At 46.9% G+C, this 23199-nt stretch carries 16 protein-coding genes and 3 pseudogenes; 10 read left to right on the top strand and 9 right to left on the bottom strand.

The genetic code is table 11. From position 1 onward, the window contains the following. Positions 1-93: 93 nt before the first annotated feature. Complete coding sequence (locus tag K1T76_RS05160; protein WP_042090285.1) at positions 94-1302, top strand: IS256 family transposase; 1209 nt, start codon at positions 94-96, stop codon at positions 1300-1302. 75 nt (positions 1303-1377) lie between these two features. Here K1T76_RS05160 and K1T76_RS15105 read toward each other — a convergent pair whose 3' ends face one another. The 7 genes and pseudogenes from K1T76_RS15105 to K1T76_RS05120 form a co-directional block, all read right to left on the bottom strand. After that, a complete protein-coding gene (locus tag K1T76_RS15105; protein ID WP_131261663.1) occupies positions 1378-1665 on the bottom strand; it encodes a TNT domain-containing protein in 288 nt (95 codons plus the stop codon). A 4-nt stretch (positions 1666-1669) separates the two neighbouring features. Beyond that, a complete protein-coding gene (locus K1T76_RS05155; protein WP_131261659.1) occupies positions 1670-1921 on the bottom strand; it encodes a hypothetical protein in 252 nt (83 codons plus the stop codon). A gap of 1 nt (position 1922) precedes the next feature. Further along, a pseudogene (locus K1T76_RS15100) lies at positions 1923-7796 on the bottom strand (hemagglutinin repeat-containing protein); the annotation flags it as partial. 3 nt (positions 7797-7799) lie between these two features. After that, a pseudogene (locus K1T76_RS05135) lies at positions 7800-8818 on the bottom strand (IS4-like element ISAba1 family transposase); the annotation flags it as partial. Positions 8819-8824: 6 nt separating this feature from the next. Then, positions 8825-9984, bottom strand: a protein-coding gene (locus tag K1T76_RS05130) for an IS3 family transposase (protein WP_087514482.1) whose coding sequence is annotated in 2 segments (ribosomal slippage) — positions 8825-9750 and positions 9750-9984 — 1161 coding nt in all. Because the reading frame shifts where the segments join, the coding sequence is not laid out codon by codon here. A gap of 285 nt (positions 9985-10269) precedes the next feature. Next, on the bottom strand, positions 10270-11622 hold the full coding sequence (gene gorA, locus K1T76_RS05125; RefSeq protein ID WP_002122354.1) for a glutathione-disulfide reductase: 1353 nt from the start codon (positions 11620-11622) through the stop codon (positions 10270-10272). Positions 11623-11700: 78 nt separating this feature from the next. Beyond that, positions 11701-12866, bottom strand: a protein-coding gene (locus tag K1T76_RS05120) for an IS3-like element ISAba22 family transposase (protein ID WP_085944217.1) whose coding sequence is annotated in 2 segments (ribosomal slippage) — positions 11701-12608 and positions 12608-12866 — 1167 coding nt in all. Because the reading frame shifts where the segments join, the coding sequence is not laid out codon by codon here. Positions 12867-12932: 66 nt separating this feature from the next. Here K1T76_RS05120 and istB point away from each other — a divergent pair. From istB to K1T76_RS05080, 8 genes and pseudogenes are all read left to right on the top strand, one after another. Continuing rightward, positions 12933-13625, top strand: a pseudogene (gene istB, locus K1T76_RS05115) (IS21-like element ISPst3 family helper ATPase IstB); the annotation flags it as partial. A gap of 520 nt (positions 13626-14145) precedes the next feature. Continuing rightward, positions 14146-14589: a peptide-methionine (R)-S-oxide reductase MsrB gene (msrB, locus tag K1T76_RS05110; RefSeq protein ID WP_003464965.1), complete on the top strand. Its 444-nt coding sequence runs from the start codon at positions 14146-14148 to the stop codon at positions 14587-14589. 1 nt (position 14590) lies between these two features. Continuing rightward, positions 14591-15130: a peptide-methionine (S)-S-oxide reductase MsrA gene (msrA, locus tag K1T76_RS05105; RefSeq protein ID WP_023294902.1), complete on the top strand. Its 540-nt coding sequence runs from the start codon at positions 14591-14593 to the stop codon at positions 15128-15130. Between the two features lie 140 nt (positions 15131-15270). After that, positions 15271-15975, top strand: coding sequence for a glutathione S-transferase N-terminal domain-containing protein (locus tag K1T76_RS05100; RefSeq protein ID WP_005006007.1), 705 nt, complete (start codon positions 15271-15273; stop codon positions 15973-15975). After that, complete coding sequence (locus K1T76_RS05095; protein ID WP_002118270.1) at positions 15972-16940, top strand: magnesium and cobalt transport protein CorA; 969 nt, start codon at positions 15972-15974, stop codon at positions 16938-16940. The genes K1T76_RS05100 and K1T76_RS05095 overlap by 4 nt, the downstream gene beginning before the upstream one ends. A gap of 445 nt (positions 16941-17385) precedes the next feature. Then, the gene (locus K1T76_RS05090) at positions 17386-18399 is read left to right on the top strand and encodes a zinc-binding alcohol dehydrogenase family protein (RefSeq protein ID WP_002118279.1); all 1014 of its coding nucleotides are present in this window, start codon (positions 17386-17388) and stop codon (positions 18397-18399) included. 72 nt (positions 18400-18471) lie between these two features. Next, a complete protein-coding gene (locus tag K1T76_RS05085; protein ID WP_005006001.1) occupies positions 18472-18903 on the top strand; it encodes a GlcG/HbpS family heme-binding protein in 432 nt (143 codons plus the stop codon). A gap of 58 nt (positions 18904-18961) precedes the next feature. Beyond that, positions 18962-19255: a DUF1330 domain-containing protein gene (locus tag K1T76_RS05080; RefSeq protein WP_010591688.1), complete on the top strand. Its 294-nt coding sequence runs from the start codon at positions 18962-18964 to the stop codon at positions 19253-19255. Between the two features lie 528 nt (positions 19256-19783). Here the strand turns inward: K1T76_RS05080 and K1T76_RS05075 are convergent. Next, complete coding sequence (locus tag K1T76_RS05075; protein WP_039048263.1) at positions 19784-20254, bottom strand: DM13 domain-containing protein; 471 nt, start codon at positions 20252-20254, stop codon at positions 19784-19786. 101 nt (positions 20255-20355) lie between these two features. On the opposite strand from K1T76_RS05075, the gene K1T76_RS05070 reads away from it, so the two are divergent. Beyond that, the gene (locus tag K1T76_RS05070; protein WP_230244406.1) at positions 20356-21027 is read left to right on the top strand and encodes a phage integrase N-terminal SAM-like domain-containing protein; all 672 of its coding nucleotides are present in this window, start codon (positions 20356-20358) and stop codon (positions 21025-21027) included. 94 nt (positions 21028-21121) lie between these two features. Here K1T76_RS05070 and K1T76_RS05065 read toward each other — a convergent pair whose 3' ends face one another. Next, a complete protein-coding gene (locus tag K1T76_RS05065) occupies positions 21122-22903 on the bottom strand; it encodes a transposase (protein ID WP_442780670.1) in 1782 nt (593 codons plus the stop codon). Between the last annotated feature and the right edge of the window lie 296 nt (positions 22904-23199).

Raw genomic sequence — 23199 nt, 5'->3', positions numbered from 1 at the left:
ATGCTCCCATACTCATATATTGAGACTGTAAATTAAATTGTGTAATTGCCTGAATTTGCTATGTTCATATTCACAACGGAGTCAGGCAACATGATGAACGAACAAAAACTAAAAGACCTTGCAGCAGAATTTGCTAAAGGAATCAAAACAGAAGACGATCTCAATCAATTCACCCGATTGTTGACTAAACTCACTGTTGAAACGGCTCTCAATGTCGAACTTACCGAACATCTCGGACATGAAAAGAATGCTCGTAAGAACGGTTCAAATGCTCGTAACGGTTATTCCAGTAAGACCGTGCTGAGCGATGATGGTGAGATTGAGATCACCACACCACGAGATCGTGATGGCACATTTGAGCCACAGCTAATTAAAAAGAATCAGACTCGTATCACGCAAATGGATAGCCAAATTCTATCCCTTTATGCCAAAGGCATGACTACCCGTGAAATCGTGGCTACTTTCAAAGAAATGTACGATGCTGATGTATCGCCAACGCTTATTTCCAAGGTGACTGATGCTGTTAAGGAGCAAGTCGCTGAATGGCAAAACCGTCCGCTGGATGCACTCTATCCCATCGTCTATATGGACTGTATTGTAGTTAAAGTCCGTCATAATGGCAGTGTTATCAACAAGGCTGTATTCCTTGCCTTAGGCATTAATCTTGATGGACAGAAAGAACTGCTCGGCATGTGGATGGCTGAGAATGAAGGTGCAAAGTTCTGGCTGAATGTCCTGACTGAGCTTAAAAACCGAGGGTTGCAGGATATTCTGATCGCCTGTGTGGATGGACTAAAAGGCTTTCCTGATGCCATTAACAGCGTATACCCGCAAACCCATATCCAGCTGTGCATTATCCATATGCTGCGTAACAGCTTGAAATATGTATCATGGAAAGATTACAAGGCGGTCACTCAGGATTTAAAAGCCGTTTATCAGTCACCTACTGAAGAGGCAGCCTTGATGGCCTTGGATCAATTCGCCCAAACATGGGATGACAAGTACCCACAGATCAGCAAAAGCTGGCGTACACACTGGGAGAATCTAAATACCTTCTTTGCTTATCCAGCCGAGATACGCAAAGCCATCTATACCACCAATGCGATCGAATCATTAAACAGCGTAATACGTCAGGCGATCAAAAAGCGTAAAGTCTTTCCAACGGATGATTCTGTACGTAAAGTGATTTACCTGGCAATTGATGCAGCGTCTAAAAAGTGGAATATGCCTATTCGCGACTGGCGTTTAGCCATGAGCCGCTTTATTATTGAATTCGGTGACCGCTTAAGCAATCGCCTTTAAATTTATGAAAAGCAATTACACAAAATTATTTACAGACTCCATATATTTTCTCTTGAATTTCGTTAAAATTAAGCATCATTTAATCTCTTTAATATAGCCTTTTTCTATTAAACATTGAACATTAACTCTCTGTCCTACATTTGGTAATATCTGAATACCGCCACCCTTTTGCCCAAATGCTGGAGCAATCTCACCTTTAATAATAGATAATGGCTTTATTACTTCATAATGATAAACTTTTGCCGATGCCGATCCAGAAGCTAATGCTCTTGCCTCGTATGGTGTTCCTGCAGGAGCTAAAAAGCTACCCGTTGGCTCTCCAACTCTATCTAATTTTGCTCCAACTTCTAATGTGCTTTCAATTTTTTTAACTTAAATCAATCTCCATACCTTTATGTAAGCCTTTACAACACTCTAAAACATATGAATAAATCTTTTCTGGTTCTGAATAAACATATTTTGAATAATTTACTGGTAACCAATAATATATTTCATAATCACTTTTCCTATTACTGGTAGGAACAAGAAAAGATACGTAATATTTCTCTATGCTTTCTTCTACTCCAATACTAAATTTTAAATTTCTTGATATATAAATATCTTTAAAATTATAATCCATTTCAATTTCCTATTTTTTTCACTTTTAACATATCTTTTGTGACTTTAGGTGCATCAATAACAGCTTCTAAACTACCATTAGGTAATTTACCACCAGGAATCCACTGACTATTTGCACCAGCCTCATTACCAGATGGTAGTCTTAAACCAGCATATTTTGGATTAGATATATCAATCCGTACTAACCCACCTGTCTTAAGTTGACCCTGAGGTATTCCTAATGCATTAGCAATTTTTACTGGATCATTATTTGCTGCTCGTATGATTGCATCTGCTTCTCTTTTTGTCATAACAAATGAAGTTCCATCAATTTGTCCAATACCATATTTATTAAATGATGTATCGACCATAATTCTTGTTACACCACTATCAAATTCTGATAAATGTTTATTAATATAACTTTGTGATAAATAAGTAGATGGATCAGGTCTTTCATTAATTGGTTTTTGTATAACCCCTTTGAATACTTGTTCAACCGAAACTCCTTGTTTAAGTTCAACATCACCTCTTTTCATTATAGACTCTAAAACATGAAGATTACCTATTTGAGATGGTTGCCATCTAAAATCAGCTCGATTTAGATATGGTGACAATAAATCATCATCACGATAAAAATTATTAGTAATTTTTGCTGCAATATCAGAACCATATTTTTTCTCAATAGCAACTAATGTATTATCTGTTAATTTAATAGGGCCATTTAATGCTTTTGAAAAACCCAGACCTAACATTGCAACTTTTGCATCTTCTCGCTCTTTAGGTGTAATTTTCTCCTTAGTCAAAGGGTCATATTCAGCACCCATCACTGCAGCAATCTGTTTTAACGTTAAATCATTAATAACCTGTGCTGCCTTTTGACCTAAAGTTTTCTCGGGTATTGGACAAACATATCCTGTCGGACAAGGAACTTTTACTTTAGTATTTTCTTTAACTACCTTTCCATAATTCTCATCAATAATCGAAAACCCATTATTCTCCACCGCATTCTGCCCAATCACACCTGCCAATTGCGCGTTAAAACTCGAGTCTCCTGCAGCTCCACCTATCACAGCACCAATCCCTGCTGTTAAATCTCGAATTTGCGCCTTTTCCGCCTCTGACAGAAAGTTCGCTTGGAACTCACCATTTACAAAGTATTTTGGATCATCTTTATATTTTTCTGAAAGTTGGTTGATTAAGTAATTCGCTGCAGCTTCACTCGCAACGGCCGCACTTCCACCTGCCGTTGGGTCACCGCCATTAATATAAGCTAGCGTTGCACCTAATATCGCATGAGACACCAACTGTGCTGCTGTATTTTTATTCTCACCATGACCATATTCTTGCCCAATCACTTGCGCTGCATATGGTGCAAGCGTATTGGTCACCACTTGCAGGTCGGTTTGTCCACCTAACGCTGCAGTAATGGCTGTGGTCACAGCATTCAGTGCTCGACTACTATCTCCACCCATACCCCATGACTGTGCTTGGTCTAATGCATCTTTGTATGCAGGTAATGCCCCTTTTAGAAGATTTTGTTTAGTTACATAGTCATCTATACTGTTATATTCAGTCCACTTTTCTCCACCTTCTGCTTGCAGCTTTTCTAGGGCCTGCTGCTCTGCTGCTTGCTTTTGTTTTTCTGCTTCGGCTTGTTTGTTTTGGCTATAAGTACGTGTTGCAGCAACAACCGTCGATGTCGCATCAGATACAACCTTTTGTTTGTCTAAGATAGCTTGTAAGTCAGGAATATTATTTACTTGTTGGTTCGCCGTGTTAATGTCACTATGAATGCCTAATTCTTCTACCCTAGTCTCTTTACCGCCAATATTAATATTGCCAGCACTCAAAGTCGCATAGGTCGTACTGCTGTCTTTTTCAGAATCAGACTGCGGCAAATTTGGACTAAAGCTTGTACCATCTCTCCAGTTGGTATTGCTGGTCGGCTGCGGTGTCTGGGTTGAACTGTCTGCTTTGCCCAGCACTGTACCGCCAGATAAGCTGACACTTTTCGCATCATAGGCGCTTTGATTTTCCAGATTGCTAAACGTTAGGCTGTTAGCGGTTAAATCATTATTTTCTTTGTTCGCCGTTGAAACAATTGCGCCGCCCTGCAAATCGACACTGTCTGCTTTGACATGGTAACCGCCATCACCTGCAAATAAGCCAGACTGCTCATTTACACTAGTAGATGAACCCTCAGCCTTACTGCTGCTGACATTGCCTGACGCCTGCCATGCAGTCCCAAATGATGCTTGCACACGACCGCCAGCATTCGTTTGCTTAATTTTTTGATCTGCACTGTCTTGAGTGCTAATCACATTCAATTTACCACCAGCATTAACATCAATACGGTTTGCTTCGGCTTTTGCACCTTGCAAAGTCGTATCGCCTTTACTGTTTAAACTGATATTTTCAGCATTCAAAACAGTTTGCGTATGTGTATTACTATTGCTGTGATTGCTACCTTTTCCATAGCCCACTTCTGCATAAATATATGCACCAGTTTGCGCGCCTACAGATGCACCATAACCGATACTTGCACCTGCATTGCTATTTTTACCATCTGCTTTCGCTTGGCTTTGACCTGACTGTAAAATAATATCTTTAGCCGAATTCAGTCGAATCGCATCATTTGCCGTAACTTGAGTATTTTGCAGATGAATATCACCTGCTGTACTGCTTAAATTGACATCTCGGCCAGCTGTGATCTTATTTTCCTGAGAATTGGTATAACTGCTGTTTTGCTGGTTGCTGCTCGTACTAAAACCAATCCCCGCCTCAGCTTTAAACAATGCACCACCCTGAATATCGCTATAGCTTTGATATGCCTGAGCACCTGCAGCCACAGCTTGCAGCGCTTGAGTTCGATCATCGGCTTTGTTTTTCACGGCTTTGTCCGCACTGCCAAGTAAATCCAATATTGGAGAGCTAATGCGTTTAAACAAGCCAACTTTTAAATCTTTAGAAGATTGCGACGCACCGCCCCTGTTGTGATTTTCTAAAACTTGAATAGTTTTTGCATCAATATTCACATCCTGTTTTGCCACAAGATCTGCGCTTTGCTGTAGATAATCATTACCCGCCTGAATATTTACATTCCCGCCTAAACTTCCAACCTGACTGCGTTGCTGTTCTATATCATTACTGCTGCTTTGGCTGTTGCCTTTCATATAGCCAAAGAACTGCTCAGTATCTGAAATCTGCGCGCTGCCTATGCCTTTATTACTGCTGCTTTCAGCTTGCGACTTGGTATTTTGTGCTGACAGAATATTTACATCACGCGCAGCCAATATATTCACATCACCTTCTGATGCGACCGAACTGGCGATAATATTGACATCACCTTGCGTCGTTTGCAGTGTCGATTTACCACCTGCAGACAGCTGAGTACCCGTTACGCGGTCAATACTGCCTGTACCCTGATTTTTATTGTTGTATACCCCTGCTGGCGCAGATTTATCACGGTTATCAATACTGAAGCCGCGTTGCTTGCTTCTAGACGTTTGCGATTCTGTATCTGTGGCATAGCTCAAATGAATATTGTCTTTTGCATGCAGCAATGCATCTCCCTCAGCAGAAAGCTGAGCGCCTTGACTACGGATACTGCCTTCAGTGGCAATAATATTCAGATTGCCCTGAGCCTCAGCTTGTGTCACAACTGCCTGCGTGGTGCTGTAGGTGCTGTTCTGCGTAATTTTTTGACTGCCCCCAGTTACTACTACTGCTGTAGTCGCAGCCTGAGCGGCTTTATTCACTGCCTCTGCATGCGACATAACTTGACCAACAGCGCTATCAGAAAACTCTGTGTTGTCAGAACTCTTCTTATATGCAGAAACAGCAGCATCAATTGGGTTATAGGTGATACCCACAGATAGACCTGAATTTTTGCTCTGCACTTGCAATTGCTGATTACTGCTTGCTGTACCAGCATTCAAATCTACATTTTTCCCCTGCAGCGTTAGGTCTTTGCCAGATTGAATTAAGGCTGCTTCAGTAGTCAAATCTTTAGCCGCAGCAATAACCGTATTTCCCTGACCACTGCTGATGACACTTTGCGTTAATGTCTCTGCTGTATTTTCCTGTTGAATATTAGCATTTGATTTGCCATAGCCTACACTAGCGACGCCATCTGAAAGACTGGCGCTAAAGCCTGACTTTTTCTTAATGACTTCTGATTGCTGGGCAGATTGGTTTTTAGCCGCCACAATATTAATATTATTGCCTGCTGTGATATGTGCCGCATCATCTGCTTTAATTTGACTGCCTTGCACCGCTATATCACGACCCGCGTCAAGCACAATATTTTTGCCAGTGATATTGCTGGCAACAGCCGTATTCTGCTGATTTGCGACATAAGTTTGAGTAGATTTTTTACTCAACAAACCGCGGGATTTTTCATAATCCATCGCTTCATAATCTAGACTGGTTCGGCCTTCACTGATATTCAAATCATTTTTGGCCAAAAGTGCTGTTGTACCATTCTTGCTATCTATATTCACAGCACGTGCTGAAATATCCTGCCCCTGCACAAGCACTTTGCCTTGGCTTTGAATCTGTGTCCCTAACTCTTCTGTGCGGCTGTCATTTAAAAAGTGCTTACTATCGTTATATGATTTTTCTATTTTTGACAGTTGCACGGTATCCAGTTTGACATCGCCTTGCGCTGCAATTTGAGTTGCACCATTAGCATTTACAATTTGCGCACCATTCAACTGCGTATTTCCGCCACTGCGCAGTACAACCGTTGTACTTAAATTTTCTGTATCACTGTTTTGTCCACTTGCCTGTCCAACATATAAGCCTGCAACTCTGCCTACCGTTTCTTTGGCAAAGTAATTTTTGCCAATGGCGTTCTCTGATTTTTCTGTGCTCGTTGTCAGCGTTAAATTTTCACCAGCATCAATGCTTAAGCTTTGACCCGCTTTAATCTGACCGCCTTGTAGTACGGTGTTTTTATCCGTTTGCAAACTTACTTCATTTGACTGAATACGCCCATTGAGCAATTCTAAGTTCGCTGCTTTTAAATCAACTGCCTGACGGCCAGCAATGGTTGCACTGCTCAGCACATCACCTTTACTAATAATCGACACTTTTTCAGCTGCAATTAAACTGCCATCACCTGTTAAATCACCTTCACGGCTACGTACATAAACAGCTGGCACTAAAGCTTTTACAGATTCACCATTTGGCAAGCGTACTGTTTTTTCTTCTAGCCATACAATATCTGTAGTCAACTGTGCAATTTGTGCGGCAGTGAGTGCAACACCTGCCGTCAAATTAAATTGCTTGGCAAAACTCAAGCCATTATTCATAAGCGCTTTATATTGTGTCTCATTACTTTCATAGCCTGACAAATAGCGAAAACCTGTCAGCTGGGCAATCTGATCTTGCACCAAACGCTGTTCATAATAGCCATCGCCAATGCGCTTTTGCGTATTGGCAGGATCAAGACCCAATGCCTTTATCATAAAGTCCGAAGACAGCCAGTTTTGATAATTCGCATAAGTCGGATCCGTCTCTACCCAGTAACTGGCTTTAGAATCTGGATTAACACTGTACAGTGCATTATTCGGCACTTTAAATGCCTCATCACTCATCGCACGAATTTGCTCATTGTCTGTTATCTGCAGACTTACTGATGTATCACTGTGCTGAGTTTTAGCCGCCGTAGCATCTGTATTTAAAGCACCAGATAAATCTTTTCCTGCTTGCTGCACCTGCTCAGCTTCAGTACTGTATTTAATAACTTTATTACTGCCATTTTCGGCTTCATCAATAAAGATGGGCTTGTTCTCAGGCTCAGGTGCATAGGCTAAAGTATCTTTGCCGCGCGCTTCATAATGCCCGCCAAAGGCATTACGTTTTTTTTTGATAATTTTCTCTGTACACGACAAATTTCACAGAACCCTTATCCTATCAGGATTCTGCCTTCTTAAAATTGCCAAAATTTCCTTAAACTCTTCTTTTTTCCCAAAACCAATTAAACGCTGAATCGCCATTTGAACATAGTCTAAACCATAGCGAAATAAACTCATTGAGAGTCGTCCATGCTTCTTTATTTTTATCGCTTTTTTTTGATCATGTTGCCATTCACCCGTTAAGTAACACCAACAGAAGCTTATAGCTAACACCGCAATCAATTTTTTCACTCGTCTAGGGTCTGTCAAGCGCGTATTTTCAAGATTAAACCCGCGTCCTTTGAGACAACTGAATAAGGTTTCAATTTCCCAGCGTAATGCATAATCCTGAATAGCATTGGCATTAAACTGAGGAGAAACGACGAGTAAAAGCTCTCCATTTTCTAACTGTAGTGCACTTATATATAGTTTCACCCGACCAACCAAAATCCGTCGTTTACGACATTCAATTTGACCAACTTTAAGATGGCGAAATAAATCACTAATTTTATGATTCTTTCCTAAATGATTGGTGACAATGAAGTTTTTTTAACACGAATGCAGAAGTTGATGTCTTGTTCAATTAACCATGTAAACCACTGCTCACCGATAAACTCTCTGTCTGCGAACACATTCACAATACGGTCTTTACCAAAAATGGCTATAAAGCGTTGAATCAAAGCAATACGCTCTTTCGTATCTGAATTTCCACGTTTATTAAGCAATGTCCAAAGGATAGGTATCGCTATTCCACGATAAACGATTGCGAGCATCAGGATATTAATATTTCGTTTTCCCCATTTCCAATTGGTTCTATCTAAAGTCAGTTGCACTTGGTCGAATGAAAACATATTGAAAATCAACTGAGAAATTTGACGATAATCAAAATACTGACCTGCAAAGAAGCGCTGCATACGTCGATAAAATGATTGTGGTAAGCACTTGATGGGCAAGGCTTTAGATGCAGAAGAAAGATTACATGTTTGCTTTAAAATAATCACAAGCATGATGAGCGCAAAGTGATCCTAGACAGTATCGTGGACAACCAGCCCCTCTAAACTTTTAATATATTTCTGTTCAAAGGCTTCTGGACTTAACCAGCCGTTTGCAGAATGTCTTCTGACTCGATTGTAATAAATTTCAATATAGTCAAACAAGACAGCATTCGCTTCTTTTCGAGTCGAAAACACACTGCCATGTACCACATGACCTTTTAATGTATGAAAGAAGCTTTCAGTCACTGCATTATCCCAACAGTTTCCACGTCTAGACATACTCTGAGTACAATCATTTTTCAGTAACAGCGCTCTAAAATCACGACTACAGTACTGTGAGCCTTGGTCCGAATGAACCATAACACCAGTTGGATAACCCTGACGAGCCATTGCATAGTTAAACGTATCACACACCAACTGGCGGTCTATTCGATGGCTGGTTTGCCACCCCACGATACGACGGCTAAATAAATCTAGCATCACACATAAATACAACCAACCTTCTTTAGTGCGGATATAGGTAATGTCTGTTGTCCAGACTTTATTAGGCTGAGTAACTGTAAATTGGCGATCCAACAAGTTGGGTGCTGTAGGCAAACGATGGGTTGAATCAGTCGTATGCTTGTATTTACGTGCAATCCTGCTACGTAAACCAAGCTTCTTTAGCATCCTTCCAATAGTACGTTCGCTCATGTTGTAACCTAAATCATGCATGTCATGTACTAATGAAGGTGCACCCAATCGTGCATGATGCTGCCAATATACGGCTTTTAAGTCATTATATTTCTGTGCCGTATTGGCTTGACGTTTTCGCCAGGCATAATAGCCTGAAGTGCTGACACCTAGGTATTTACAGGCAGAAGATACGGTGACTTCATTCATATCTAGATCTTGAATTACCGTGTACTTTTCTTGGCATGATCTGTTAGAAAGTACACATGCGCTTTTTTTAAGATGTCATTGGCTTCCTTGAGCTGTTTGACTTCTTTCTCTAATTCCACGATCCGCTGTTGTTCTGGTGAAAGTTGACGTTTACTTGAACCTGCCGGATTGGTTTCACGAATCCATTTATCTAATGTTGAATAACCCACACCTAATTTCTGGGCGATTGCAGCTACAGACTCGTGTGAGTTTGAAAGTGCATAATCAATCGCTTGCTGTTTAAATTCGGGACTAAAACGTTTAGCCATTTCTTGAATCTCCAAAGATTAAAGTTACGTTATCTTTAGAGGGACGTGCTGTCCATTATTTTGTCTAGGATCAAAGCACTTTAAATGTGACTTGTTCCATTTTAGAGATTTGTTTAAGATAAGATATAACTCATTGAGATGTGTCATAGTATTCGTCGTTAGAAAACAATTATTATGACATTATTTCAATGAGTTATCTATTTTTGTCGTGTACAGAGAATTTGGATATAGAATATAAAAATAAGAGCAAATATATAAATAAATGCTCTTTTAGATGATCAATGATTAACGCATTGTGACGAATTCTTCAGCAGAAGTCGGATGAATTGCTAAAGTGTTATCGAAGTCTTTTTTAGTTGCTCCCATTTTTAAAGCAACAGCAAAGCCTTGCAGAATTTCATCCATACCGTATCCAATACCATGAATTCCGACCACTTTCTCATCAGTTCCTACACAAATTAATTTCATTTTTGTGAGTTGTCGATGTTCTGTTATCGCTGTATACATGGATGTAAAGGAAGAACTATAAATTTTGATGGCATCTTTACCAAATTTTTCTATGGCTTGATCTTCGGTTAATCCAACTGTTCCAATAGGTGGGTGACTAAACACCACAGTCGGAATATTTTCATAATCTAAATGTTCATTTGGCTTATTGTTAAATAAACGTTCAGACAGTCTTCGACCCGCTGCCACAGCAACAGGTGTTAACTCGACTTTACCTGTAATATCACCCACTGCATAAATGCCAGACTGTGTTGTATTTTGATATGCATCAACATGAATAAAGCGATTCTCGTTCAATTGAACTTGAGTCTTATTAAGATTGATCGCTTCAGTTGCAGGTTTTCTACCAATTGCCCAAATCAAGCAATCTACACTATGTTCTGTACCATCTTCTAGGTGTAATACAAGTGAGTTATCTTGAACTTTAGTCACTTTGTTAATCTGACTATGAGTATGCACGTTAATATTTTCACTGCGCATATTCTCTAATAGTGTTTTACCAAGGAAATGATCTAATCCACGCAAAGGCTGATGTTTACGAATAAATAATTGTACATTCGAACCCAATGCATTAAGAACACCTGCCAATTCCACAGCAATATAGCCAGAACCAACAATAGCAGTCCGCTTCGGTAAGTGTTCTAATCCGAAGAAACCATTGGAATCAATACCATATTCAGCACCTTCAATTTCAGGTTTGAATGCTTGAGTCCCCGTAGCAATTAAAATATGGTCAGCTGTGTACGTTTCACCATTTACTTCAATTGTTTGAGCATCTAAAAATTTTGCAAAACCTCGAATGACATCAACATTATTTTTAGCTAGTCCTGTGTCATACGATGTATGTATTCGGCTGATATAGGCTTGTCTGTTTTCAACTAATTTCTTCCAGTTAAAGGATTTCAATTCTGTATTAAAGCCATAGTCAGGACCATATTTATGAATCGCATCGGCAATTTGAGCTGAATACCACATCACTTTTTTAGGAACACATCCTACGTTGACACAGGTTCCACCAATATCACCCATTTCTATCAGTGCACATTTCTTACCATACATGGCAGCACGATTGACTGATGCAATACCGCCACTGCCTCCGCCAATCGCAATATAATCATAGTGTTTAGACATAAATGAAATTCCTGTTTTTTAGATTTAAAAAGTTAATGATATACGCTGAATTATCAGGAGACTTTCCCTTGGGAGATTCTAGGCAGCCAACTTATAAAAGTCTTCGGCCATTTGATTTGGTGTCTTAAAACCCAAACCCTTTTGAATTCTTCGATGATTATAAAATAATTCAATGTATTTTATAATATCTGCTTTGGCTTCTTCTCTGGTTTGATAGTTGTAATGATGCACTAACTCATTTTTCAGTATTCCCCAAAAGCTTTCAATCGGTGCATTATCGTAACAGTCTCCGCGCTTGCTCATTGAACCTTGAAAACCATATTGCTCAAGTATATTTCGATATTCATGGCTGCAATATTGACTTCCTCTGTCTGAATGCACAATCAGTTCTTTGGTTGGTTTTTGATTGTGAATAGCCATATTTAGCGCATTACAAACAAGCTGTGCTGTCATGCGCTCATTTAAGCTATAGCCAACCACTTGCTTCGTGTAAAGGTCTTTTACCGCTGCTAAGTACAGCCATCCTTCAACAGTCCATATGTACGTAATATCACTTGACCATGCTTGATTTGGTCTAGTCATTGAGAATTGTTGCTCCAGCAGGTTTTCATAGATCGCTCGATTATGGTCACTATTCGTAGTCCTTTTAAAACGCTTGTGTCGCTTACAATACAGGTGGTTCAGCGCTTTTATCTGACGTACAGCGTACATACTCATTTTTATGCCCTGAGCTTGTAAGTATTTGGTTAATCGAATATAACCATAGCTCTGCCTTGTCTCCTCATGGGCTATTTTCACCAATATCGTCTGTTGATTTCGTTGAATCGTTCTTTTGCTCACGCCTCTCTTGAGCCAATCATAAAAACATGAAACTGAAACATGAAGTAATCGAGCCATTAAGGTAATTGGAAAAGAATATCTTTTTTGTTTCATATAGGCGTACCTTACTGACTTTCTTTGGCAAAGTACGCTGCTGCCTTTTTTAAAAATTCACGTTCCATTTCAGCTATTTTGAGCTGTTGTTTGAGTTTTTTATTTTCTTCGAGTAGAGCGTTTAGATCAGGTGAATACTGTTTTGTACCTGCTAAAGTTCCAGCCTTTGCTTTGGTATTCCAATTTGAAAGAGTTTGCATTGAAATGCTAAGTTGTCTAGCTGTTTCCGAGACATTGCCTTGATTGGCTTCAATTAATTTGATGGCTTCAGCTTTAAATTCTGTGGTGTAAGTCTTGTGTTTCTTGCTCATGGTAAACTCCTGATGAGTGTGTTTAGTTTACCAAGTTAAAACCTCCTGTTTTTTCAGCACACATCACTCGAACACCTGCTGGAACAAGAGCACACAGATCGCGCCATGCGCTCGGTGAGCCACCAGATGAACATGGCCAAGCTGCCGATGCACCGCGACCTGGCCGGCTTCGACTTCAGCGCCTCCAGCGCAGACGCTCGTTTGATCAGCGAACTGGCCAGTCTGGCCTTTACCGACACCGCGCAGAACGTGGTGCTGATCGGTGGGCCTGGCACCGGTAAAACCCACCTGGCCACTGCGCTGGCCGTGTCCGGCATCACCCGGCACGGCAAGCGCGTGCGCTTCTACTCCACGGTCGATCTGGTCAATCTGCTGGAGCGCGAAAAGCACGACGGCAAAGCCGGGCGGATCGCCCAAGCTCTGCTGCGCATGGATCTGGTCATCCTCGACGAACTGGGTTATCTGCCCTTCAGCCAGGCCGGCGGTGCGTTGCTGTTTCACCTGCTATCCAAGCTGTACGAACACACCAGCGTGGTGATCACCACCAACCTGAGCTTCGCCGAATGGTCGAGCGTGTTCGGCGACGCCAAGATGACCACCGCCCTGCTGGATCGGCTGACCCACCACTGCCACATCGTCGAAACCGGTAACGAGTCCTATCGCCTGCAACACAGTAGCTTGGCGGCCCAGGCCAAGATCAAATCACGGGAGCGAAAGCGTAAGGGCGGCCAGGAACCGGAGGACGATGAGCCGTTCTGATTTCATGGCGACGACGGCCTGCTACATGGCTGCGTGTGGCAGGTCTTAAACAACTGAACTGGGCTAGCGAAGGAGTGGGGGCAACAGCAGCTGCGCTGGTAGACTTATCCACAGTTGCTGGTAACAAAATCAGCAATCCGCCCTGGGTCAAATTTCAATCGGCAGGGTGGGTCAATTTTCCATCAGCGCCAACACACTAAGCAACCATCAGAAAATTTTGACTGTACGCCAAAAAATTCGCATCTACCAGCATCTAAACAGGCGTTGTTGATTATCATAAAACACTGACACTGTATTATATAATCGTGCTTTTGTGTTATTTTTTTAATATTTACTGATTACGTACTTGCTTAACCACTCAGTTGCGCTAGAATTAATAGACGCGAAATTTAAATCTCTAATTTTCCAACACTTAGTAAAACCTCGTTTGCCATCCCACTACCATTGTAGGAGCAAATCAGGAGACATAAAAAATTAGCGGTAGCGTGCCTGGCCCTCTAGATAAGTATTGGAGACTGTAATGAAGTTTGAAAAGTCACAGACAGCAATCGACCACCTGACTCCCGAGCAACACCGAATTACCCAGGAGGCGGGCACCGAAAGGCCCTTCACGGGCGAGTACAACGACAACAAGGAGCCTGGCATCTACGTCGACATAGTGTCGGGAGAGCCACTGTTCGCTTCGACGGACAAGTTCGATTCGGGTACTGGCTGGCCCAGCTTCACCAAGCCGATCGTTTCGGCAAACGTGAACGAGGTGCGGGACAGCGCACACGGCATGGTCCGGACGGAGGTCAGGTCAGTACACGCAGACAGTCATCTCGGCCATGTGTTCCCCGATGGTCCTTCCGACCGCGGCGGTCTGCGGTACTGCATCAACTCAGCGTCCCTTCGCTTCATCCCGCGCGACGAGATGGAGTCCGAGGGATACGGTGAATATCTCGATCAAGTAGAGGAGGCTTAACATGCATCAGCGCGCTGTTCTCGCAGGAGGATGTTTCTGGGGCATGCAGGATCTGATCCGCAAGCGGCCCGGCATCATCTCGACCCGTGTGGGTTACACGGGCGGCGATATTCCGAACGCCACGTATCGTAATCACGGCACGCATGCCGAGGGGATCGAGATTGTCTTCGACCCGACAGTGACGAGCTACCGGAACATCCTGGAATTCTTCTTCCAGATCCACGATCCGACGACGCTGAACCGCCAGGGCAATGATCGTGGGCTCTCCTACCGGTCGGGCATCTATTATGTCGACGAGGAGCAGAAGCGCGTCGCCGAGGATACGATCGCCGATGTGGATGCCTCGGGGCTGTGGGATGGCAAAGTGGTGACCGAGGTCCAGCCGGTCGGCGAGTTCTGGGAGGCCGAGCCCGATCACCAGGATTATCTGGAGAAGCACCCGGGCGGCTACACCTGCCACTTCGTCCGTCCCGGCTGGGTGCTTCCGAAGCGCCAAAAGGTTGACGACGTACAGCCAGCGGCCGGGACCGCGGCGGAATAGGCTTCACTGCCGTTGCCACTGCGCCGGTCCGGTCCGCAATCTTCGTGACCGCGTCGTTCAGCGACGCGGTCATCGAACCCTACTTCAGAGTGACGGCTCGTTCCAGTCAGTCGCCATCGCAACACCAGGATCGCAGATTTATGCCAGACCTCTCGTCCTTTCCGATCACGCAGCGCTGGCCGGCATCTCATCCCGATCGCCTGCAACTCTACGCAGCCCCTACGCCCAATGGCGTCAAGGTCTCGATCATGCTTGAGGAGACTGGCCTGGCGTACGAGCCCCACCTGATCGACATCTCGAACAACGAGTCGAAGGATCCGGCGTTCGTGTCGCTGAACCCGAACGGACGCATACCGGCGATCATCGATCCGGCTGGCCCTGACGGTAGACCCATCGCCTTATGGGAATCCGGTGCGATCCTCCTCTATCTGGCCGACAAGACGGGTCAGTTCATCTCCACCGAACCAGGCCAGCGTTACGAGACCCTAGCGTGGGTGTTCTTTCAGATGTCGGCCATCGGGCCGATGTTCGGACAGCTAGGCTTTTTCCTGCGATTTGCCGGCAAGGACTATGAGGACAAGCGACCTCGGCAGCGCTTTGTTGATGAATCCAGGCGTCTTCTCGGGGTCCTGGATCACCGGCTGGAGGGCCGCGAATGGATTGTCGATGATTACTCGATCGCGGACATTGCGACGTTTGGCTGGGTGAATGCGCTGGTCGAATTCTACGCAGCGGGCGACATCCTCGGCCTAAGCAGCTATTCGAACGTGCAGGCATGGCTCGAACGCGGGCTGGCGCGACCGGCTGTACAGCGTGGCCTGCGAATTCCTGCGAGGCCTGCATGACCATTATCGCCGCATATTATTACAACGAAGGTAAGCGAGTCCGTGAAATCAGGCTCGATGAGCACGTCGAACTAAACGAGAATCGCTCGGGCTTCTGCTGGATCGCGCTTAGCGAGCCCACCGCAGACGAACTCAGCGCGATCCAGACGACGTATAACCTCCATCCTTTGGCGATCGACAACGCCATGCACCCGCTGTGCCCGCCCAAGCTCGAGGTCTACAACGATGAGTTGTACGTCGTCGCCCAGACCGCCGAGCTGGTCGGCGACCGGATCAGCTACGGCAAGATGGCGATCTTCACCGGTCACAATCACCTTATCACCGTGCGGCACGGCAATGCCGGAGCGCTGGGCAAACTTCGGGAGCAACTCGAGGCATCGCCGACGCAGTTCGGCAAGGGTGTCGACTATGTGCTGCACGCGATCTTGCACCGAGTGGTCGACCAGTATCTGCCCATCTTCGAAATGATCGAGGACGACGTCCTGGCGATGGAGCGACGGTCGCTGCACGATTTCCTCGGGCCAGAAGAGGTGGCGCGAATCTTCGAACTAAGGTCCGAACTCACGCGGTTCCAGCGCACGCTCGGGGCTATGGCCGAGCTGGTGCGAAAGCTCGTTCGCGGCCACTTTCCCTGCATCAGCGCCGAAATGACACCATATTTCCACGACGTCGCGGACCATGTCCACCGCGTGCAGTCCATGGTCGACGGCCTCCTGCTTGTCCTGTCCACGGTCTTCGAGGCCAGCAGCCTTCTGGAAGCGCAAAGGATCGGTGTGGTCACTCGCCAGCTCGCGGCCTGGGCGGCGATCTTGACGGTCCCGACGGCGATCGCCGGAATATATGGCATGAACTTCAAGCACATGCCGGAACTGGACACGCCATATGGCTACTTCGTCGTGCTCGGAGTGATAGCGGTGTTCTGCCTTCTCCTGTTCATGCGCTTCAAGAAGGCCAAGTGGCTATGAGTAACGCACTTCGCGAGCTTCTCCGTCCGCCGAGTCACAGCGCGCTTTGTGCGCGAGCGTGTCCAATCCAGTTCAAGATGAAGGTGCTTCCATGACATAGCAGCTGACCGACGCTCTACAAGCAGTTCAGTCCTTCATCGCCAAGGGCTAAGACCGCGAATAGCGCGTCAAGGACAGCAATCTCGTCGATCTCGAGCCAGGATCAACCATCGGTCCGTGCGGCATCTGCGTCGACGCGGCGTTGCGCCTCGAGAGCGGGGACGACGGCGAAGATGCCTCCAACATCTACGCGATCACCGATCCGGCGACAGAGCATAAAGGCCTGTTGATCGACGTGTTCGATGAAATCTGCTACCGCGACCCAGTTCAAGAGTCGGGACCTCAATGTAGAAGAAGTTGACTAACGAGCATTCGCGTCATCCGATCAAGCAAGCTGGAGACATTTATGAAAGCCATTGGTTACAAGGTTCCGGGACCCATCGCCGCGGATGCCGCGCTGGTCGACATCAATCTGCCTCGGCCTGTCGCTGCAGGATACGATATCCTGGTTGAGGTGAAGGCCGTCTCGGTCAACCCGGTCGACTACAAGGTCCGCAACAGCACGCCGCCGGCAGATGGCGATTGGAAGGTGCTGGGATGGGATGCCGCCGGGATTGTGCGCGAGGTCGGCCCCGACGTCACGCAGTTCGAGTTAGGCGACGAGGTCTATTATGCCGGATCGATCACACGGCCCGGTACCAATGCGGAGTTCCATCTCGTCGACGCCCGGATTGTCGGTCACAAACCTGCGTCGCTCTCCTGGGCGGAAGCGGCGGCGCTGCCGCTGACGACGTTGACGGCCTGGGAGGCGATGTTCGACCGCCTGGACGTGGCGAAGCCCGTACCCGGTGCGGCGGAGGCGATCCTCATCATCGGTGGCGCGGGCGGGGTTGGGTCGATCGCCGTCCAGATCGCGCGACAGCGCACGGACCTCACCGTCATCGCCACAGCCTCTCGACCGGAAACCCAAGAGTGGGTAAGAGGGCTTGGAGCTCACCACGTCATCGACCATTCTCGTCCGCTCGCGCCACAGATCGCCGAACTCGGCATCGGTGCTCCCGCTTTCGTCTTTTCGACCACACATACCGAGCAACATGTCGCCGACATCGCCGAACTGATCGCCCCACAAGGACGGTTCGGACTGATCGACGATCCCAAGGCATTCGATATCATGGTTTTCAAGCGCAAGGCGGTGTCGATCCACCACGAGCTGATGTTCACGCGGTCGATCTACGGCACGCCCGACATGAATGAGCAGGGCGAGATTCTGGATGCGATGGCAGCGCTGGTTGACGACGGCAAAATCCGCACGACGCTGACCCGGCGACTGTCGCCGATCAATGCCGCCAATCTGAAGACGGTGCATGCACTGATCGAAAGTGGCGCGGCTAAAGGCAAGATCGTCCTCGAAGGCTTCTAACGACCGCGATCGCCAAACATCTTGTCCAACCTCAAAAAGCCGAACGGGTTATGCCCCAGCGATGAGAATCCCATGACCAAATCTATTGCCACCGCCTCGATCAACCGCGAAACCGCAGTCGCCCTCATCGACGCGGCGCTCGCTGCGGCCCGTGCCATCGGCATCCCGGCTGCCGTCGCCGTCGTCGACGCCACCGGTAACCTGCGCGCGTTCGAGCGCACCGACGATGCGCCGTTCCTTACCGTCGATGTTGCCATCGACAAGGCCTGGAGTTCCGCCTCGTTTGGGTTCCCGACCCATGTCTGGAACGACTATGTGACCAACGATCCAAAAGTGGCGCCGCTAGCCTATCGCCCTCGGATGGTCGCTGTCGGCGGCGGTTATCCGATTCTGGAGGATGGGAAGTTGATCGGCGGCATAGGCATCTCCGGAGGCAACTATCAGCAGGATCAGGATGCGTGCGTCGAGGCACTCATGAAAATCGGGTTCCAGTTGCCAGCCTGACGACTGTGAGGCCATCACCGGTGGTAATGGCCAACAGATCCAACCTTTGAGAGGCCTAATGATGGAAGCGTTCGTCGTCTTTACGCGGGAAGAAACCAGCGACCCACATGCACTCGCAACCTATTCTGCAGGCGTCGGACCATCGTTCGATGGTCACGACGTTACCTTTCTCGCCGCTTATGGCGCGATCCAGCATTTGGAGGGGCCGCCCATCGAAGGGGCCGTAATCTTGCGTTTCCCGACGATGCAGGCCGCTCGCGACTGGTATGACAGTCCCGCCTACCAAACCATCGCTGCTCAACGCTTTGCCGGTTCCCGTTACCGCGCCTTTATCATTGAAGGGCGGCGGTGACATACCGACAGAAGCACTTCGGCGCTGACCACGAGGTATCGGCGTGTGAACTCGCATCTTGGGAATCTGTGGGGGGGACCAAGACAGCGGCGCTAGGGGCTCATATCGTCGATCGGATCAGAGAGTTGCTCGGCGAGAATGGGTTATCTATTGCCGAGCTGACGGAGCGGAGCCGCCCTCTCCCAACGGATTGATTCAATCGTTGACGCTCCTCCTATCCGGATCCGGGTTTTCGCACGCTGATCAACAGAGTTACAGCGCGCAACGCCTGTAGTGGGCATCAGGGGATGGGTGGCAATCAGGATGATTGCCCACCTTCCAACGATTAACCTTGCTCAAGTTGCTTCACTAGTCGCTCTGTGGGATCATCGAATGTAGCGTTTTCTGCGTAGCCACTGATTGCCTTAGAGTCTGAAAATGATGACATAGTTTTATTGCCTAACGTTTGACATGAGGGGCGGCCGAGGGCGACAGCCCTTGGACGTCCCTCTCGATGGAAGTGTTGGGCGTCTTTGCACTGAGCATGGACTACCTGTATTCAGCGGCAGTAATGAACTGTGAGAAAGACTCACACCAGACGATGACGGCTTTGTACTGCGAGACGTCTATTGATTCAGGCACAGGAACCACGAAGTTCTCGAAGGTACGAACATCGCCTATGCGTTTCATCTGCGGCTTCAGACGTGCAAAGTCTTTTTCCGTTTCCACGAACTCAGGAGATAGGTAGAGCTTGTAGTCAGGGCCAGGCGCTAGCTTGCCGGTGAACGCAATGCTCTTTGAGCCCACGTTCACTGTGCCTTGCCCCCAATGGAGGGCGTCACTGTCTTTGAGGTCGCGCCGGAACTCCCCCTTGTAGATGCTTTGGCTCGCTGCTAGCGAGGTTTCGGCTAGCGTGGGTGCAGTAGGGGCGGTAAGGATAGGAAGCGCATAGACACCAAGCGCGAAGCCCGCCGCGAGAACGCACACATGAGACACAACGAGAAGGATTGCTTTCTTCATTGGATGAAAGCCTCACAGATTGGATGAAGACGCCCAACTACTCTTATGCGGCAGAGGTGACACATAAGATGAAAAAAAAACTTGCTGCATAAGACACCTATTTGATTAAAAATACAACAAAAAGCATTGATTTATTTAAACTAAAATTATCATTAAACAAAAAAAATAACAAGGATAATATGATGACAACTCAGCACCCAAAACTATTCGATTTAGTTAGACAACGTATACGCTATAAGCATATGAGTTATCGAACTGAGCAAGCGTATTGTGGTTGGATAAAACGCTATGTAATTTTTCATCAAATGCGTCATCCACAAGAGATGGGTCGATTGGAAGTGGAATCTTATCTGTCACATTTGGTGAACGTGGGAAATGTTTCACAATCTACACATCATCAAGCACTTTCAGCATTACTTTTCTTATATAAGGAGGTACTTGGCGTAGGGCTACCTTGGTTACTAGAATTAAATCGACCCAATAAACCCAAAAGATTACCTGTAGCATTAACACACCTAGAGGTTCAGTCCGTTTTTAAACATTTATCAGGTATTCATCTGTTAATGGCTAAAATGCTCTATGGCACAGGCATGAGATTGACAGAGTTATTACAACTACGCATTAAAGATATAGATTTGAGTATAGGAAGTATAAAGCACCTTTTCACCCCTAAGCTGAAGTATCATACCCGAAATTGCTGCTCATTTTTATTGCCTAAGCCCCAGAATTTAGCTTCACAGTGCCTAAAGCAGGTCGTATTTTGGTCGATTTGACCGAAAAGTGCCTGGCGAATGGATCTCTAGCCGACAGTTGCCCCACCGGCCTGCCGCAAAGGCTGACAGTGCATGGATTGAGAACTTAGGCGCGTCAATTAAATAGGCAAGTCTGCGATGGGTCGAACAGGCTGGGAGTCAGTGGCGGGGCTCGCTCTGGCGGCAATTCGTGCTGTTTGGCAGCGTCAACCTTAGCGGCTTTCTGCCTGAGGTAATTAAGAATCAGCTCAATCACCTTCGGGTCTTCAATGCTTGCAATCACTTTGACTTGGCCACCGCAGTGTTCACAGACCTCGATGTCGATGTTGAAAACACGCTTGAGTCGTTGCATCCAGGTCATAGCGCGGTGGCGCTCTGCGGGGCTCTTGTCACACCAGCCAGTATCGAGACCTTCCGATTGATCGGGCTTTTTGCCCCGCTTAGCGGGTGTTACTTGAACGCGGTGTTTGCTGTTCGGTGCAAAAAGCCCGTGGAATCGAGTAAGGTTGACCCTAGGCTTGGGTACCAAAGCCGCTAGCTTGGCAATGAAATCCAGTGGTTCGAAGATCACATGCGTAGTGCCATTGCGGTAAGGGGTTTTGAGCTCGTAGCGGATTTGTCCATTGGCGGTCAATGCCAGACGCTTTTCCGAGATCGCTGGCCGACTGATATAGCGACACAGGCGCTCAAGCTTATCTCGCTGATGCGCTTCGGCCATGACACCGGCGTGTAGCGAGAAGCCGGCATAGTTCGCCACTCGGCTGTTGGTGTCGGCCTGATTCTCTCGCCCCGGTAAGGTTTGTAGGGTGAAGACCTTGCGCCCCTGCTGAGGACCGGTGGCGATGCGATAGGTCACTGATGCGCCCTGCAGTTGCGTCAGCACATCGCCTTCCTCCTCTTCCAGAGTCAACCAGGTATTCTCGGCATCGCGCTCTAATACGCCTCGCTTTTCCAGACAGCGAGCAATGCGATGGCTAAGCGTGTGGACGAGGGTATTCAGCTCATCGTGGGTCGGCGCTTTGACCCGATGGAAGCGCTGTTTACCATGGTCGTCTTCGGTGTAAATCCCGTCGAGAAACAGCATGTGGTAGTGTACATTCAGATTCAGCGCGGAGCCAAAGCGTTGGATGAGCGTTACCGATCCACTTTGTGCCGTAGCCTTGGTAAAACCCGCTTTCTTAATCAGATGGGTTGAGAGTATACGGTAAACGATGCTCAAGACCTTGCCCATCAGCTCCGGGTAACGGGCCAGCAAAAAGCGCAACTGGAAAGGAAAACTCAGCACCCATTGGCGAATAGGCTCTGCGGGAAATACTTCATCCACCAAAAGTGCGGCACTCTCCACCATCCGGCGGGCACCGCAGCTGGGGCAGAAACCACGCCGTTTGCAGCTGAAAGCGACCAAACGCTCGTGATGACAATCTTCACAGCGCACACGCAAAAAGCCATACTCTAGCTCCGCGTCGAGATGGAAGTCCGAGAAAACAATGCTACCGCCAGCGTCGATAACCGTAAACCACGGAGTTCCTCGTGTGCGGTAGTCTTCCATGAAGGTTGGAAACGGCGAGCCGGTCGGTTGCTCGTCGTGACCGAAAACGATAGGAAGCTCATACTTGAGCTGGTTCACGCGCAACTTCTCGAAGGTATTCTCATGCGTTCCTTCGAAGACGGTCTGGATCACTGCGAACCCCACGTCTTTTGAGCTCAACGCTGCATGCAACTTTTGTAGCGTCGGAAACCCATGCAAATGGCAACCTTGGCACCAATGCTGGAAGGCAAACAAGATTTTCGGGCCGGGCCCGATATCTGACAGTTTGAACGGCGCGATACTTTCCCCATCTTTGCCAATCCATTTTTGCACCCGCAGCTCAGGCGCTTGTCGTTCGATCTCGTTCATCTGATCCTCCAACCCCGATACAGAAGCTTAGTGGATGATCGCGCGTCGCGACGGTGCGCGAACGTCCGACCTTATTTTCCCTATTTCCTGAAGCCAGAATAGATCAGATCGACATTTCGTCCTTAATATACTCAAGCTGCCGGCGAGCGCGAACTGGGCAACCATGCGCTGGTGAGCCTTGAGCTTTGCACGCTGCCCATCCGTTTGAGAGCGAACCTGCAACTTCCGCTCCGCATACCGCAGATCAGCGTACGCAGCCTTGGGGTTATCTACCCTATAGCCATTGGGTATTGGGA

Source organism: Acinetobacter sp. PW68 (genome assembly GCF_020982655.1).
In the GTDB taxonomy this organism is placed as follows: Bacteria; Pseudomonadota; Gammaproteobacteria; order Pseudomonadales; family Moraxellaceae; genus Acinetobacter; species Acinetobacter towneri_A.
The sequence above is the reverse complement of the archived record's forward strand: the minus strand, read 5'-3'. Positions and strand labels throughout refer to the sequence as shown.

Coding starts and splice junctions, on each gene's coding strand:
- K1T76_RS05095 (WP_002118270.1), top strand. CDS start 15,972: ATGACCATTATCGCCGCATATTATTACAACGAAGGTAAGCGAGTCCGT.
- K1T76_RS05090 (WP_002118279.1), top strand. CDS start 17,386: ATGAAAGCCATTGGTTACAAGGTTCCGGGACCCATCGCCGCGGATGCC.
- K1T76_RS05085 (WP_005006001.1), top strand. CDS start 18,472: ATGACCAAATCTATTGCCACCGCCTCGATCAACCGCGAAACCGCAGTC.
- gorA (WP_002122354.1), bottom strand. CDS start 11,622: ATGTCTAAACACTATGATTATATTGCGATTGGCGGAGGCAGTGGCGGT.
- K1T76_RS05100 (WP_005006007.1), top strand. CDS start 15,271: ATGCCAGACCTCTCGTCCTTTCCGATCACGCAGCGCTGGCCGGCATCT.
- K1T76_RS05075 (WP_039048263.1), bottom strand. CDS start 20,254: ATGAAGAAAGCAATCCTTCTCGTTGTGTCTCATGTGTGCGTTCTCGCG.
- K1T76_RS05065 (WP_442780670.1), bottom strand. CDS start 22,903: ATGAACGAGATCGAACGACAAGCGCCTGAGCTGCGGGTGCAAAAATGG.
- msrA (WP_023294902.1), top strand. CDS start 14,591: ATGCATCAGCGCGCTGTTCTCGCAGGAGGATGTTTCTGGGGCATGCAG.
- K1T76_RS05155 (WP_131261659.1), bottom strand. CDS start 1,921: ATGGATTATAATTTTAAAGATATTTATATATCAAGAAATTTAAAATTT.
- K1T76_RS05080 (WP_010591688.1), top strand. CDS start 18,962: ATGATGGAAGCGTTCGTCGTCTTTACGCGGGAAGAAACCAGCGACCCA.
- msrB (WP_003464965.1), top strand. CDS start 14,146: ATGAAGTTTGAAAAGTCACAGACAGCAATCGACCACCTGACTCCCGAG.
- K1T76_RS05160 (WP_042090285.1), top strand. CDS start 94: ATGAACGAACAAAAACTAAAAGACCTTGCAGCAGAATTTGCTAAAGGA.